We start from the raw sequence: 14,146 nt of genomic DNA on the forward strand, positions 1-14,146 counted from the left end.
GCGCGCGTCCCGCTCGCCGACCAGCCGGGCGGTGCGCCGCGCTCGACGGTAGCCTGGTCGATCGTGTCCACGCCCGACTCGCAATCCGATGCGCCGCAGCCCTTTCCCGATATCGAGCCATACGCCCACGGGCTGCTCGACGTCGGCGACGGTCAGCGGATCTATTGGGAGACCAGCGGTAATCCGTACGGCAAACCGGCGCTGGTCGTGCACGGCGGGCCCGGCGGCGGCGGAAGCCGCCGATCGCGCCGAACCTTCGATCCGGCGGCCTACCTGATCGTCCTGTTCGACCAGCGCGGGTGCGGCGAGAGTCTGCCGCACGCCTCCGATCCGGCGGTCGACCTCGCGCACAACACCACCCAGCACCTCATCGCGGACATGGAACGACTGCGCGAACACCTCGGCATCGACCGCTGGTTGCTCTTCGGCGGTTCCTGGGGCTCGACGCTGATCCTCGCCTACGCGCAGCGCTATCCATTGCGGGTCAGCGAGATCGTGCTGGCCGGGGTGACCATGACCCGGCCGGAGGAGATCGACTGGCTCTACCGCGACGTCGCCCGGCTGCTGCCCGAGCAGTGGGAGACCTTCCGCACCGGCGTCCCGCTGGCCGACCGCCACGGCGATCTGGTCGACGCCTACCGGAGGCTGATGGAAAGCCCCGACGCGCCGCCCCGCGAGGCGGCGGCGCGGCGGTGGTGCGCGTGGGAGGACGCCGTGATCGCGCACGAGAACCAGGGCAGCCCCGGTCAGTACAGCGCGAAGCCGGACGCCGCCCTGCTGGCCTTCGTGCGGATCTGCACGCATTACTTCGCCAACGCCGCCTGGCTGGAGGACGGGCAGCTGCTGCGCGACGTGCATCGGCTGACGGGCATTCCCGGCGTGCTGATCCACGGCAGACTCGACCTGAGCGCCCCGCTGTACACCGCCTGGCAGCTGGCCCAGGCATGGCCCGACGCGGAGTTGCAGGTCATCGATGATGCCGGGCATACCGGAAACCCGGCCATGGGCGCCGCCGTCCGGCGGGCGGTCGCCCGGTTCGCTCGGTAGCCCGCTCCGTACTCGTTCCGGGAAGCTCGCCCGGCGAAGGTCTTAGGTCCCCACCATCAGGGGTCAACCGCCCCCGGCGCGGAGGGCGCGGTCGCTGCGAATGTGGAAGTCGACCCTGTCACAGCCGCATCGGAGACGACATGAGCGCATCAGCAGATCGTCGGTCGATCATCGTCGGAATCGACGGCAGCCCGACCGCTGTGGCCGCAGCGCGCTGGGCCGGAGCCGTCGCGAATGGGCAGCATGCCCCGCTGATGCTGCTCGGCGTCGTTCCCGCGCTCGACCACCCGATTACCTCCTCGGCCTTGGCCGAGACCAACCTATTACCCGAACTACGAGCGGCGGCGAAGCAAAAAGTCCAGGAGGCGTTCGAAGCCCTACACGCCGAACAGCCGGACTTGGAGATCCGGCGGGTCGTGGAGGACGGCTCGCCCGCGCGGGAGTTGATCCGGCACAGCGCGGCCGCGCGCATGGTCGTCGTCGCGGCGAAATCCCAGGACCGGCTCTCCACGCTGCTGCTGGGGTCCACCGCGCTCACGGTCGCGAACAGGGCGACATGTCCGGTGACTGTCTGGCGGGGCAGGCTCGACCGGCCGCTGCCGGACGAACGGCCCGTGCTGGTCGGCGTCGACGGCAGCCCCGGCGGTTCCGCCGCGGTGGGCGCGGCGCTCGAGCTGGCGTCCACGCTGGGTGTCGAAGTGACCGCCCTGCACGCGTGGAACGACCCCGACCTGTTGCAATGGACGCCGGTGCCCGACGCGTGGGACACGCTTGCCCAGCAGGAGGAGGAACTGCTCTCCGAACGCATGGCCGGATGGTGCGAGAAATACCCGGACATCACGGTCACGAAAGTGGTCGAGAAGGCCACGCCCGCACAGGCGCTGCTCGAACACGGCGAGAAGGCACAGCTGATGGTGACCGGCAGTCGCGGACACAACCGCCTCACCGGCCTCCTCGTCGGATCGACGAGCCAGAGTCTGCTGCACCACGCGCCGTGCCCGCTGGTCATCTGCCGTGAGCGGTAGGACACCGGACGCGGCGCCCGCCTGGGCCGGTGTGCTGGGGAGGCGAGCATCGGCGCCATCCGCGACAGCTGAGTCGTGCGTCAGCGCGTGGTTTCCACCGGTCTCCGGACCACCCGCTGGAGCGCGCGCAGGTCCGCGTCGAGCGTCCGGTACAGCCAGTACACGGCGACGAACGCCAGTCCGCCGACGGCGCACAAGCCCAGCACCGAATCGCGCACCAGCGGAAGTTCCTCGGGTTCGAGCAGGCTGAATCCGGCGAGCACCCCGACCAGCGGCACGGACGCGGTGATCGCGAGGTAGATCGTGGTTCTCCGGCGCAGCGTGCGGATGACGCCGGAGTCGTGCGCCGTCGTACGGCTGTAACGGAAGTAGAGCGGATAGACGCAGCGGACGATGTAGAACGTCGACAGGAAGAACGTGTACGCGACGGAGATGACGGCCGCCATCAAAACGGTCGTCGCCGCGTGGACCACCAGGCGCGCCGGTAGGTCGGTGAGCCAGAGCAGCAGCATCACCCCGACCACGGTCGCCGAAACACCGGTCTGAAAGGTGTTCAGCGCGCACATGTCGCCCCAGAACAAGGTGCGCGATCGCACCCGCGCGAGCAGCGCCTCGTCGTAGTGTCTGCCCGCGCGCAAGCCGCGGGGAACCGCGAGCAATTCACGCGACATGGATGCGTAGATGACGATCGACAACGGACCGGCGATGAGGATGAAGACGAACACCCCCATGTTGAGCTGCCAATTCGTGTGATCGGACAGGCGTTCCCTGATCAGTTCCTGGACGTGCACGGCCATATAGATGGTCGCCAGGCCGACGCCGACCAGCGAGGACAACCACAGGATGGGCGTGGGCCTGCGCGCGAGACGTGCGCGCCAGCTGCGCGGCGGCGGATAGACGAGATCGCGGGCCCGCTGCTCCAGGCACAGGTCGAGTTGCTGCGCCAATTCCGAACCGGAGGAGTAACGGTCGGCCTGGTCGGGCGACAGGCACTCGAGCAGGACCCGGCGTAGTGCCATGGGGCAGTCCGGCGGGAGATCCGACAGGAACGCCGGATGGATGGGTCTGCGCCGCAGTTCGATCATCCGGGCCAGCGACGTCTGCGAATCGCCCGCGGATGTCTCGTCCGCGAAGGGACGGCGCCCGGTGAGCAGCTCCCACAGCATGACGGCAAGCGCGAAGATGTCGCTTCGCGTATCCAGTTCCGCGGCGGTCCCGGGTAGGTCGGGGTGGCAGGCTTCGAGCTGCTCGGGCGACATATACGCCAGCGATCCGCCGAAGTACGCCAGCGGGCTGGTGCCCCGCACCCGGTTGCTGAAGCTGACGTTGAAGTCGGCCAGTTTCGGAATCCCCTCGGCGCTCAGCAACACGTTCGCGGGTTTGATGTCGCGGTGCAGCACCCCGCGTTCGGACGCGTGCTGCAGCGCCTCCGCGAGCCGGCGCCCGAGCCAGACGACGGTCTCCGGCCAGGTCAGTCCGGCGATCCGGAGCCGGACGGCGGATTCCGTCGGCCGGACCTCTCCTTTGTCGGCGAGTACCTGGTCGATGGCGTCGAGCAGCAGTTGCCCACCGCGCCGCTCCTGCGGCGTCAGGCGCGACAAGCGCAGCACGTCGAGCAGTGTCCCACCGGGCAGGTACTGCATATAGAGCAGTTTCAGCTCGCCGTCGGCGATGAGCCGCTGATCGAAGATGCGCACGATGTAGTCGTGGTCCAGCTGGGCCAGCGTCTGCGGCTCGTTGCCGTGGTTGTGCGAGATCTTGACCGCGACCAATCGCTGCATCGACTGCTGCCGCGCGAGGTACACCTGGGCGAAGGCGCCGACGCCGATCCGCATCAGCAGGTCGAAATCATCGACCCGATCGCCGACATCGATGGCGTCGAGCGCGACTTGGGCGCTCGGGCGAGCGATCATCGTGCTGCGGTAGTCGCTGGTGACCCGGTCGGGCGCGGAACCGGCCGCCGTGGCGGTGGCGGTCCCGGCCATATCGGTGGCGTCGCTGCCGCGATCGCTGCGGCGCATGGCGTGGAATTCCTCGTAGACGAGATCGGCCGGAAACGGACCGTCGCGTAGATCGGGGAATTCCGCACGGTAGTCGATCAGCCGCTTGGGGAAGTCGAAGCGCAGCCAGCGGAATTCCAGATCGACCTTGATCAATTCGATCAGTGTCGTACGCCGCTCGGCTTGCTCACGGGGCAGGAAGGCGGCCAGATCGGGCGGGGACCCGGACGCCCAAGCCTCCGAGAATCGCGCCACGGCGGCGGCGAGCGCCGCGCGGGTTCGTTCAGCGGAATCGGCAAGATCGATCGGTTCACGCATCGGTAGCTCGGAATCAGCCCGGGCCGGTCATACGGCGGCTACCCACGATGCGACCGTGTCTCGCAGGTCTTCCACATCAGCTCCTCGACGTCGAATTACCCAGTTCAAGGGTATCGCCCCCGGAGCCCGCGATGCTGCATCGGCGCGAGACGCAGAGGACAGTTGCTTTGCGGCCAGTTCGCCAGTTCGCTGATCTCGTCATATCAGGCCGATACCCGACTCGTGCTCCAGCGATGTCCGATCGCCCGTGCACGTCTGCCGACCGCTTACCGCCACCGGGCCGGTGCGCGAGGAAGGATCGCTGGTGTCCGCGCAAGGTCGAACTTCGGCAGTGCCGCGCACACCATGACGCGACCATCGCGGCGAACAGATCGCCGAAGTACAGCGCTACCAAGGCTCGCAGCGCGGGCAGGCGACGCGCCGTACCCGGCGGACTTCCCGCGAGCCCAGTCGCGGCGCGCGGACGCCATGGGCATCCGCCCCACCGCCGCTCACGGGTCGAGGAACAACCGCTCGTTCGGCAGGCGGGGTAGTCCGGTCGGATCGTCCGACAGCACGGTGACCGCGTCCTCGTAGTGACGGGCGCGCCACTCCTGGACGAACAATTTCGCGGCGGTCGCGCAGGCCGCGAAATCCAATCGCACATCGTGGAATTGGACGGACAGATGCACATCCCGCTCGTCCGGTCGCGGCGACCGGTGCTCCGGCCCGGTCACCCTCGGTGTCCCGCGCGGAGACGAATCGCCGCTACCACGACCGAAGCCGACGGACGGAACGTATCGCGGGGCGGTTCTACCCACACCCGGAAGCACGGCGACCGGTCGGCGGGCGACGGCAGCGCGATCTGCGCACCGTAGCGGGCCACCGACACGTTCAAGCGGAACAGTTCGGCGAACAAGCCGACTTCATCGGGCAGGTCCGGCCGCACCAGATAGGTCCAGCGTCCCGAGCGCGGATGCGAGATGATCGGCCCGAGCGCGCGGCGCCGGACCTGCATCAGCGCCTTCACCTCCTGTCCCAGCCGAGCGGGCATGGTGATCGCACCCACCCGTCCGGCGGGCACGACGATGCGCCCGAGTTCGGGTTGCACGGCCGCCGCGAGCCCGCACTGCCGGTAGAAGAGGCACCGGCTCGCCGGGGTGTCTGCCGCCGGAAGGCATGGTTCGCTCACCGCGTGGTCTCCCCCGCTGCCGCGCCGGGATGCTGGCGCGAAGCCGGTCTGCGCGAGTTACGTCCGCACGGCAGTAGCTCCGCCAGCGCGCCGAGCCGAGCGGGACACCGCACGATTTCCGCGCGAAAACTGCAGCGAGCCAATCGATTCGCCAGGGGTAGCAGCTGACCGATTCCGAGCACTATCGGCACGCGGACCGCGCCGAACGCAGATCGGTCACCAGTCGCCCGCACCGCGATCGCCGCACCGCGGCGCGTCCCGGCCGCATCCGGGCGCGCGAAACCAATTGCCTTTCCCCGCATCATGTTTGCCTTCCCCTGCTCATCGCATCCTGAGCACCCGAGGGGAGGGCACGACCGGCTGTCGCACGCATGGTCGCGCCCCGTCCCGACGGCGAGTGCTCGCAACAGCTTGGCGGGCCGCCGGACCGGCGCTGTCCCGCTGCGGGACACCTGGCGAGGGGTCTAGCATGAGGTTTCGATCAGCATCCGGCGAGGGAGAGCCGATGAGCGAGGATCCGGGGAAAGACGAGGGCCGGTACATCGGCCGACAGGTGCGCGCCATTCGCGCGCGCCGTGGCATCTCCCAGCAGGTGCTGGCCGACCGGGTCGGCGTCAGCCGGGGCGCGATCGCCAAATACGAGAACGGCGAGCGGCCCATCGATTCCCGCCGGACCCTGCACGCCCTCGCCCAGGCACTCGGCGTCATGGTCGGTGATCTGACCGGCGATCAAGACGACCGGTTCGACCCGTCGTCGGCCGGATTCCACGCCGCGGTGCCCGACATCGAAACCGCGCTTTGGACGCACGGGAACACCACGAAAGCCGGTCCACCGCGAAGCCTGGACGAACTCACGGGCGCGACGAAATACGCGGCCGAACTCAGGCGAGCATGCGACTACGCGAGGCTCGGGCCGCTGCTCGCGCCTCTACTGACGGACTGCTATCGGCATACTCGGGACGCGACCGGCATCGACCTGGACCGCTCCTGGGACACGCTGGCAGCGGCGGCCTATCTCACGGCACAGTCGGCGTCGCGTCGCGGATATCCGGCGCTGGCGTGGACAGCGGCGCAGGAAATCGAACGCGCCACCCAGAACCTCGGTGGCACATCGGGTCCGGCGACAGCGGCCTACACCCGGAGTCAGACACTCCTGGGCCGCCCTGGAACTCTGCCTGCCGCACTCCAAGACGCCGAGACCACCGCCGAGCGGCTGGCACCGGACGTGCGCTCGGTCGAGGAGATCGAAACGTACGGCATGCTGCATCTGCAAGCCGCGCTCGTCACCGCCGCACTTGGCGGCGACCCGGCCGACCACCTGAACGAAGCGGACGAGCAGGTCGCTCGACTCGAGCACGCCGACGCCGACAACGCCCTGCTGCGCAACCCCACCTTCAACGCGACGAATGTGATCCTGTGGCGCATGTCCGCAGCGATGGAACAACGCGAACCAGGCCAAGTCCTCCAACTCGCCTCCACCCTCAACCCCCGAACCATCCCCGCCCAAGGCCGCCGAGCCCAATACTTCGTCGAAATCGGCCGCGCCCACGCCCTCCGCCGCGACCACCGCAACTGCCTGCACGCCCTCCTGCACGCTGAACACATCGCCCCCCAACAAATCCGAGGCATGACCCATGTCCGCGAACTCGTCACCCACATGATGCGCACCGCCCACCGCAACCTCACCACCGGCGACCTCGGCCGCCTCGCCAAACGCATCGGCGCGATCCCCACCTGAGCACTCGTAGTCGAGGCAGCGCGACGTAGTCGTCACGGCCACTCTCCCCGGCCCGGACCAACGCCGAGCGGGCCGAGTCACCTGGACACGAAGCGGAGGCGTGACACCATGATGCTGTGGACGCCAACGGAAATCCGGTGCTGTACGCCCTCGTGACCGGCTCGCCCGCCTCGCGCGATGTCGGCAAGTTGATCGCCCTGGCCCAGGCGGACGGCTGGGAGGTGTGCGTGATCGCCTCGCCGTCCGGTATGGGGTTCATCGACGTCGACGCGATCAGGACGCAGACGGGTTATCCCGTGCGCAGCGAGTACAAGGAACCGGGCACCCCGGATGTGCTGCCACCCGCCGACGGCATCATCGCCGCCCCGCTCACCGGCAATTCGATCGCCAAATGGGCTGCGGGGATCTCGGATACTCTGCTGCTCGGTCTGCTGGTCGAAGGGCTGGGCAAGGGGTTGCCGATCGTCGGCGTGCCGTACTCGAACCGCGCGCAGATCAGCTTTCCGGCGATCCAGGAGGGGATCCGCAAACTGTCGGAGTGGGGCGTCGCCATCGTGATCGGCGAAGGCGAGCCGCACGAGCGGGGCACTGGTGAGGCGCGCCTCCCCCTGTTCCCTTGGCAGGCAGCGTGGAAGGCGCTCCTCGAACATCCGCGCCGCGACGGGGCCGAGCGTTCCGCGCCGAACTGACCGCCTACCGCTCGCCTTCACCCCTGTGTTCCTCGCCGAGCGTCGCGCATCGCCGAATACGGCTGGCCCCGTAGGGGTTTCGTCCCACGACGTCGCAGGTGTCGCATTCAGCGCATCGCGCACAATCGGAAGTCGACAGCCCCGCCTGACCGTCGGCACTGCCGCGCCACGCAGACAGCGACCTGCCTCAGCCGACGGGAGCGTTCGGCCCGATCCACTGGTCGAACAACCGGTCCACCGCGCCCGTCGCGAGCTGGGAGGTCAAGTAGGCGTCCAGCAAGGCCGCCAGAACGGGATCACTCTTCCGCACCAGCAGAACTTTCCCGAACGAGTCGAACGGCGCTTCGGGATGCAGCACTTGCAGGTCCGGGTGCTGACGCACGCGGTAGCGGCCCTCGACCGAGTCGGTGACGAACACGTCGGCGCGGCCTTGCTCGATCTCGCCGAAGATCGTCAGATTGTCCGGCCACAAGGTGAGCTGCGCGTCGGGGAAGTTCTTGCGCGCGAAGTCCTCGTTCGTGCCACCGCGATTGGCGATCACACGAACATCAGGGCGGTTGATCTCCGCGACGGTCGAATACGCAGCACCGTTCGCGCGATGGGTGATCGGGGCCTTGCCGTCGGTCCCGTAGGTGATCGAGAAGTCGGCGAAAGCGCGGCGCGAAGGCAGGTCGGAGATGCCCCCGACCGCGACATCGCAGTTCCGCTCCGCGAAGTCCGTCTTCAGCGTCGCCCAGGTCACGGGCACGAACTCGATCGGACGGCCGAGCAGCGCGGCGAAACCCCGCGCGAGATCCACATCGATGCCGCGGTAGCCGCCCCCGTCATCCCTGATCGAGTACGGCGGATAGTCACCCGGCGTGCAGGCGCGCAGCGCAGCAGAGTTCTCCGGCTGCGCGGCCGCCGGGATCGCCGCCACCACGAGAGCTGTCCATCCGGCCACCAGCACCGCGCCGATCCGGGCGGGCAGCGTCATCCGGCTACGCAACGATCACTTCTCGTTGCGCGCCTTGGGGAAACGCGCTTGCTTGGCGACCCAGCCCGCCATCTTGGCCCAGTGGCCCTTGCGCGGCGTGACGATCGAGGTGAGCTCGCGATCCCATTCGTCGGCCTCGGTGAGACCGTCGATGGTGGCGACCAGCGCCTTGGCGGTCTCCAGGTCCGGGACGACCCGGTCACCGAGAACACCATCGGAGCCGACCAGGGTGACGCGCACGCCGGCGCGGCCGATCGGCTGCAGCACGGCCGTGGCGGAACGTCCGTGGTCGGCGACGAATCCCTTGACGGATTCCACGAGGGCGCCCGACAGCTTCTCCGGCGCCGTGGCGGTTTCAGCACTCATGGCACGCAGTTTACCGACCGGTAGGCACCGCGCCCGCCGCTCGGGTGTAGAACTGGAACTCATGCGCGCCATTCAGGTTTCCGAACACGGTGGTCCCGAGGTCCTGAAGTACGTCGAGGTGCCCGATCCGCAGGTCGGGGCGGACCAGTTGCTGGTCGACACGCAGGCGATCGGCATCAACTTCATCGACACCTACATCCGCACCGGGCGCTACCCCCAGAGCGTGCCCTACGTCCCGGGAGCGGAGGGCACCGGCGTCGTCGCCGAGGTCGGCGCGAACGTCACCGAGTTCGCGGTCGGCGACCGGGTCGCCTGGGCCGCCGCACCCGGCAGCTATGCGCCGAAGGTGGCGGTGCCCGCCGCGGTCGCCATTCCGGTGCCCGACGGCGTCGACCCTCCGGTGGCCGCCTCGGCGCTGTTGCAGGGCATGACCGCGCACTATCTCATCGAGTCCGTTTACAAGCCCGAACCCGGTGAGCCGGTGCTGGTGCACGCGGGCGCGGGCGGCGTCGGGCTGATCCTGACCCAGCTGCTCAACGCACGCGGCGTCCGGGTGATCACCACGGTCTCCTCCGACGAGAAGGAGACGCTGTCGCGCGCGGCGGGAGCCGCCGAGGTGCTGCGCTACGGCGACGATCTCGCCGACCGGGTGCGCGCCCTCACCGATGGCGTCGGCGTGGCGGCGGCCTACGACGGCGTCGGCGCGGCGACCTTCGAGTCGAGCCTCGCCGCGTTGCGCGTGCGCGGCACGCTCGCCCTGTTCGGCGGCGCGAGCGGTCCGGTGCCGCCGTTCGACCTGCAACGGCTCAGCACCGCCGGCTCGCTGTTCGTCACCCGCCCGACCCTCGCGCATTACACCCGGGACCGCGCCGAGCTCACTTGGCGCGCGGGCGACATCCTCGAGGCCATCGCCAAGGGCACGCTGAACATCCGGATCGGCGCCACCTACCCGCTCGCCGACGCCGAGCGGGCCCACCGTGACCTGGAAGGTCGCAAGACCACCGGTTCCATCGTCCTGCTTCCGTAGACGCGCGAGGTGGGTGAATCCGGCGGGTCGCCCACCGTCGGCGTCAGTAGTCGCGACCGGTGAGTCCGCGATAGATGAAGCGGGTCAGGCCCTCCACGGCCTGCTCGTCGGTCAATTCGACGTTTCCTTCCTCCACCGCGGCCAGCAAGCTCTGGGTGAGCAGGAACATCATCGCCAAGCTGGCATCCTCCGTGCTCGGCAGCCGCAATCCCTTGTCGGCGAAGCCGGCCACATGGTCGGCGATGTCGGCGCGCTGCTGGACACCGAAACGCGCGAGCATCTGCGCGAATTCCTCGTTGACCAGAGCCGCCTGGTTCACCGCGCGCAGCACGGGCGCGTGTTCTCGGGCGAAGGTCCAGTACCCGGCGACGTGATAGCGCACCGCTTCCGGGTCGCTGAAATCCGGGTTGTGGCCGGGACCCTCCGCGCGCTCGTCTCCCGCCGCCGCCAGGTCGTTCAGCAGCGCCTGGAGCAGTTCTTCCTTACTGGCGAAGTGGTTGTAGAACGACCCGGCCGCACGTCCGGCGGCCGTCGTGATGTCGGTGATCTTGGTGTTCAAGTAGCCGCGCTCGGCGAACAAGCGCAGGGCCGCGGCCTTCAACGCCTGCTCGGTTTCGGCGGACTTCTCTTTGCGACTCAGCGACACCCACCTCACCTCCTTGACAACGCAACATACCAAGCGCAACACTGAATCGACATTCACTGAATAATGATTCATCAGGAGTACGACATGTCGCAGCTGGTTCTCGTCGCGGGCGCCGGACCAACCGGTCTCACCCTCGCCCTCGATCTCGCGCGCCGGGACATCCCGGTCCGGATCGTCGACAAGGCGGCCACCTTCTTCGCGGGCTCCCGGGGCGACGGCATCCAGCCGCGCACCCTGGAAGTGTTCGATGACCTGGGCGTATTGAACGCGATGCTGGCGGCAGGCATGCCGACACCGGTGATGCGGGTGCACCTGGACGGACAGTTCGTGGCCGAACGCAGAATGAGCGAGCCGGTCGAGCCCACCCCCGCCGTCCCCTACCCGAACCTGTGGGTGCTCGGCCAGTCGCGCACCGAGGCCATCCTGCGCGACCGGCTCGCCGAGTTCGGCGTACACGTGGAACTCGGCACCGCGCTGACCGGCTTCACACAGGACGGCGACGGCGTCACCGCGACGCTCGAACGCGACGGCACGCCGGAGATCGTGCGCGCCGCCTACCTGGTCGGCGCGGACGGCGGCAAGAGCACCGTGCGCAAGACACTCGGCATCCCGTTCGAAGGCAGCACCGACGAATCGCTGCGCATACTGCTCGGCGACGTGCGCGCCGACGCGCTGGATCACGAGTTCGGTTACTGGTTCGCCGCCGCCGACGAGCCCATGCAGGGCATCGCGCTGTCTCCGCTGCCCGGTGGGCGTCAGTTCCAGTTCGCCGCCCCGTTGAACGGCGACGCCGAGCCGAGCCTCGAGCTGCTGCAGGAGTACGTGGACCGCTACTGCGGACGCGACGACGTCACCCTCACCGACTTGACCTGGGTGACCGTGTGGCGGCCGAACATCCGCCTCGCGCGGCGTTTCCGCGACGGCCGGGTCTTCCTCGCCGGGGACGCCGCCCACGCGCACCCGCCCACCGGCGGCCAAGGCATGAACACAGGCATCCAGGACGCCTACAACCTCGGCTGGAAGCTGGCCGCCGCGCTTTCCGGTGACGACACGCTCCTGGACAGCTACGAAGCCGAGCGCAGGACCGTGGCCGCCGAGGTGCTGGGTCTCAGCTCCGCACTACTGGACAAACTGGTCGACGGTGCGGACGACGCGATGGAACGCGGACCGGAGACCCAGCAGCTGGACATCAGCTACCGCGACCCGGCCGCGCGCGAGCAACTGGCCGTCGGCGACCGCGCGCCCGATGCGCCGGTGAAAGACGAGCGAGGACGGGCCGTCCGGCTGTTCGACCTGTTCCGCGGGCCGCACGCGACGGTGCTGAGCTTCGGTGCGCCGACCGAGGCGGGGCCGCACGCGTATGCGGTGGTACGGCCAGGGGCACAAGTAACGGGGCCGCATGTGGTGGACGTCGACGGGCATGCCCACGCGGCCTACGCCGCGAGCGAGGGCACCCGGGTGCTCGTCCGCCCGGACGGCTACATCGGCGCGCTCAGCTGAAGAAGCTGCCGATGGTGTCCCAGCCGAGCACCGAGTCCACCGCGAGACCGCAGAACACCACGGCCAGGTAGTTGTTCGACTGCAGGAACAGCCGCAGCGGCTTCACCGATTCGCCGCGCCGCACGCCCGCGTACAGCTGGTGCGCCATGAGCAGGAACCACGCTCCGGCCACCAGCGCCACGGCCGCGTAGATCACGCCGGTGGCGGGCACCAGTGCGAGTGTGGTGAGCACGGTCAGCCAGGTGTAGACGACGATCTGCTTGGTGACGGCCCGCTCGGTGGCGACCACCGGCAGCATCGGCACGCCCGCCGCGCGGTAGTCCTCCTTGTAGCGCATGGCCAGCGCCCAGGTGTGCGGCGGCGTCCAGAAGAAGATGACACCGAACAGCGCGACGGCGGGCCAGCCGATGCCGCCGGTCACCGCCGACCAGCCCACCAGCGCGGGCATGCAGCCCGCCGCGCCGCCCCACACCACGTTCTGCGAGGTGCGGCGCTTGAGACCGAGGGTGTAGACGAAGACGTAGAACAGGATGGTCGCGACGACCAGCAGGCCGCTGAGCAGATTCGCCTGCCACCACAACCAGGCGAAGGAGCCCGCGCCGAGCGCGACGCCGAACACGAAGGCGTTGCGGGTCGGCACCGCCTCCCGGGCCAGCGGCCGCTTGGCGGTGCGCTTCATGACCTTGTCGATGTCGGCGTCGGCGACGCAGTTGAGCGTGTTCGCGCTCGCCGCGCCCATCCAACCGCCGAACAGCGTCGCCAGGATCAGGCGGATGTCGATGGTGCCGCGATCGGCGAGCAGCATGGTCGGGATCGTGGCGACCAGCAGCAGCTCGATGACCCTGGGCTTGGTCAGCGCGACGTAGGCCAGGATCCGTCGCATCAGCCGGGACGGTAGGCCGGGACCCGTGAACCGGTCGGCCAGCGCCGTCGCGGAGGAGCCGTGCGCACCATCGCCACCCGGCTGTTGCCCAATCCGCACTGTCTCTCCTCGCACGCTGTGCATCGCATCCGGCATGGACCAGCAGTGCGCTCGTCCCGGTGGTACGGATGTGCCCGCGCCGGACTTCGGTCCGCCCCGGCGCCTCTTTCCGACCGGTGCGGCGCGACTACTACTACAAAGGATGGTAGACCCCCGCCGCCCCCGCCCCTCCCGTCGCCCCCGCGCTACAGCGCCGGAATGTGACGGGCCCGACGGCTCGTTCCGCGCCGCCGCGACGGCTTCGCCAGGGACGTTCACTCGCCCACGCCGCCACCGGCCGGGATGCTCGGCCCGATCCGCGTACCGTCCGCGACTCGCATCAGAACTCACGAGTGGCACATGACGGAGGCGAATCGCGCGGGGCCGTTCCGTCGTGTGCCACTCAGGCGCGCCGCCCGGCTGGAAATTTCGTCGGACCGGATGGGGCCGGGCGAATCCGCCGCGCCTTGGGGTGACGTTTTCCAGCAACTTCGCTACCGCACTGGTGGACGCCACAAAGCAGTCGCTTGCTCGGCACTGCCCCTCCACACCGAAAGCGCTTTCCACGAGGCCGTTCGCGGTTCGGCCTGGACCCGGGGCAGGCGCGGGAGAGACCGGTTCCACCCGCTCGCGCGGCCATCGTGCAAGGCCGCCAACGCCCCGCCGACGCCGTCGCCGCTCG

Annotated in this window: 13 protein-coding genes; 6 read left to right on the forward strand and 7 right to left on the reverse strand. The window is 69.1% G+C overall.

Going from position 1 to position 14,146, the window contains the following annotated elements:
* Positions 1-63: 63 nt before the first annotated feature.
* Together pip and ABZ552_RS20260 are read left to right on the forward strand one after the other, a co-directional pair.
* Positions 64-1,047 (forward strand): prolyl aminopeptidase, encoded by a 984-nt coding sequence (pip, locus tag ABZ552_RS20255; RefSeq protein ID WP_357438982.1) that lies wholly within the window; start codon positions 64-66, stop codon positions 1,045-1,047.
* Between the two features lie 140 nt (positions 1,048-1,187).
* Positions 1,188-2,072 carry a universal stress protein gene (locus tag ABZ552_RS20260; RefSeq protein ID WP_357438985.1) on the forward strand — a complete coding sequence of 295 codons (885 nt, stop codon included), beginning with the start codon at positions 1,188-1,190 and terminating at the stop codon, positions 2,070-2,072.
* 80 nt (positions 2,073-2,152) lie between these two features.
* Here ABZ552_RS20260 and ABZ552_RS20265 read toward each other — a convergent pair whose 3' ends face one another.
* The 3 genes from ABZ552_RS20265 to ABZ552_RS20275 form a co-directional block, all read right to left on the reverse strand.
* On the reverse strand, positions 2,153-4,390 hold the full coding sequence (locus tag ABZ552_RS20265; protein ID WP_357438988.1) for a serine/threonine-protein kinase: 2,238 nt from the start codon (positions 4,388-4,390) through the stop codon (positions 2,153-2,155).
* A 491-nt stretch (positions 4,391-4,881) separates the two neighbouring features.
* A complete protein-coding gene (locus ABZ552_RS20270) occupies positions 4,882-5,061 on the reverse strand; it encodes a hypothetical protein (protein ID WP_281917941.1) in 180 nt (59 codons plus the stop codon).
* Between the two features lie 41 nt (positions 5,062-5,102).
* Positions 5,103-5,561: a DNA-directed RNA polymerase subunit beta gene (locus tag ABZ552_RS20275; protein WP_281917940.1), complete on the reverse strand. Its 459-nt coding sequence runs from the start codon at positions 5,559-5,561 to the stop codon at positions 5,103-5,105.
* Positions 5,562-6,066: 505 nt separating this feature from the next.
* Between ABZ552_RS20275 and ABZ552_RS20280 the strand changes: the two genes are divergently transcribed.
* Complete coding sequence (locus ABZ552_RS20280) at positions 6,067-7,299, forward strand: helix-turn-helix domain-containing protein (protein ID WP_357438990.1); 1,233 nt, start codon at positions 6,067-6,069, stop codon at positions 7,297-7,299.
* Positions 7,300-7,415: 116 nt separating this feature from the next.
* Entirely contained in the window at positions 7,416-7,988 is a 573-nt protein-coding gene (locus tag ABZ552_RS20285) for a flavoprotein (protein ID WP_281879132.1), read from the forward strand.
* Positions 7,989-8,175: 187 nt separating this feature from the next.
* Here the strand turns inward: ABZ552_RS20285 and ABZ552_RS20290 are convergent, their stop codons facing one another.
* Together ABZ552_RS20290 and ABZ552_RS20295 are read right to left on the reverse strand one after the other, a co-directional pair.
* The gene (locus ABZ552_RS20290; RefSeq protein ID WP_357438992.1) at positions 8,176-8,964 is read right to left on the reverse strand and encodes a transporter substrate-binding domain-containing protein; all 789 of its coding nucleotides are present in this window, start codon (positions 8,962-8,964) and stop codon (positions 8,176-8,178) included.
* A gap of 15 nt (positions 8,965-8,979) precedes the next feature.
* On the reverse strand, positions 8,980-9,330 hold the full coding sequence (locus ABZ552_RS20295; protein WP_159837638.1) for a hypothetical protein: 351 nt from the start codon (positions 9,328-9,330) through the stop codon (positions 8,980-8,982).
* A gap of 61 nt (positions 9,331-9,391) precedes the next feature.
* Between ABZ552_RS20295 and ABZ552_RS20300 the strand changes: the two genes are divergently transcribed.
* Positions 9,392-10,357 (forward strand): quinone oxidoreductase, encoded by a 966-nt coding sequence (locus ABZ552_RS20300; protein WP_281880896.1) that lies wholly within the window; start codon positions 9,392-9,394, stop codon positions 10,355-10,357.
* A gap of 43 nt (positions 10,358-10,400) precedes the next feature.
* Here the strand turns inward: ABZ552_RS20300 and ABZ552_RS20305 are convergent, their stop codons facing one another.
* Positions 10,401-11,003: a TetR/AcrR family transcriptional regulator gene (locus tag ABZ552_RS20305; RefSeq protein ID WP_357438994.1), complete on the reverse strand. Its 603-nt coding sequence runs from the start codon at positions 11,001-11,003 to the stop codon at positions 10,401-10,403.
* 84 nt (positions 11,004-11,087) lie between these two features.
* On the opposite strand from ABZ552_RS20305, the gene ABZ552_RS20310 reads away from it, so the two are divergent.
* A complete protein-coding gene (locus tag ABZ552_RS20310; RefSeq protein WP_357438997.1) occupies positions 11,088-12,503 on the forward strand; it encodes an FAD-dependent monooxygenase in 1,416 nt (471 codons plus the stop codon).
* Here ABZ552_RS20310 and ABZ552_RS20315 read toward each other — a convergent pair.
* Positions 12,496-13,386: a heme o synthase gene (locus ABZ552_RS20315; protein ID WP_281880894.1), complete on the reverse strand. Its 891-nt coding sequence runs from the start codon at positions 13,384-13,386 to the stop codon at positions 12,496-12,498. The genes ABZ552_RS20310 and ABZ552_RS20315 overlap by 8 nt on opposite strands.
* Positions 13,387-14,146 lie beyond the last annotated feature (760 nt).

Origin of the sequence: Nocardia sp. NPDC019219 (assembly GCF_040632645.1) — a bacterium.
Classification (GTDB): Bacteria; Actinomycetota; Actinomycetes; order Mycobacteriales; family Mycobacteriaceae; genus Nocardia; species Nocardia sputorum.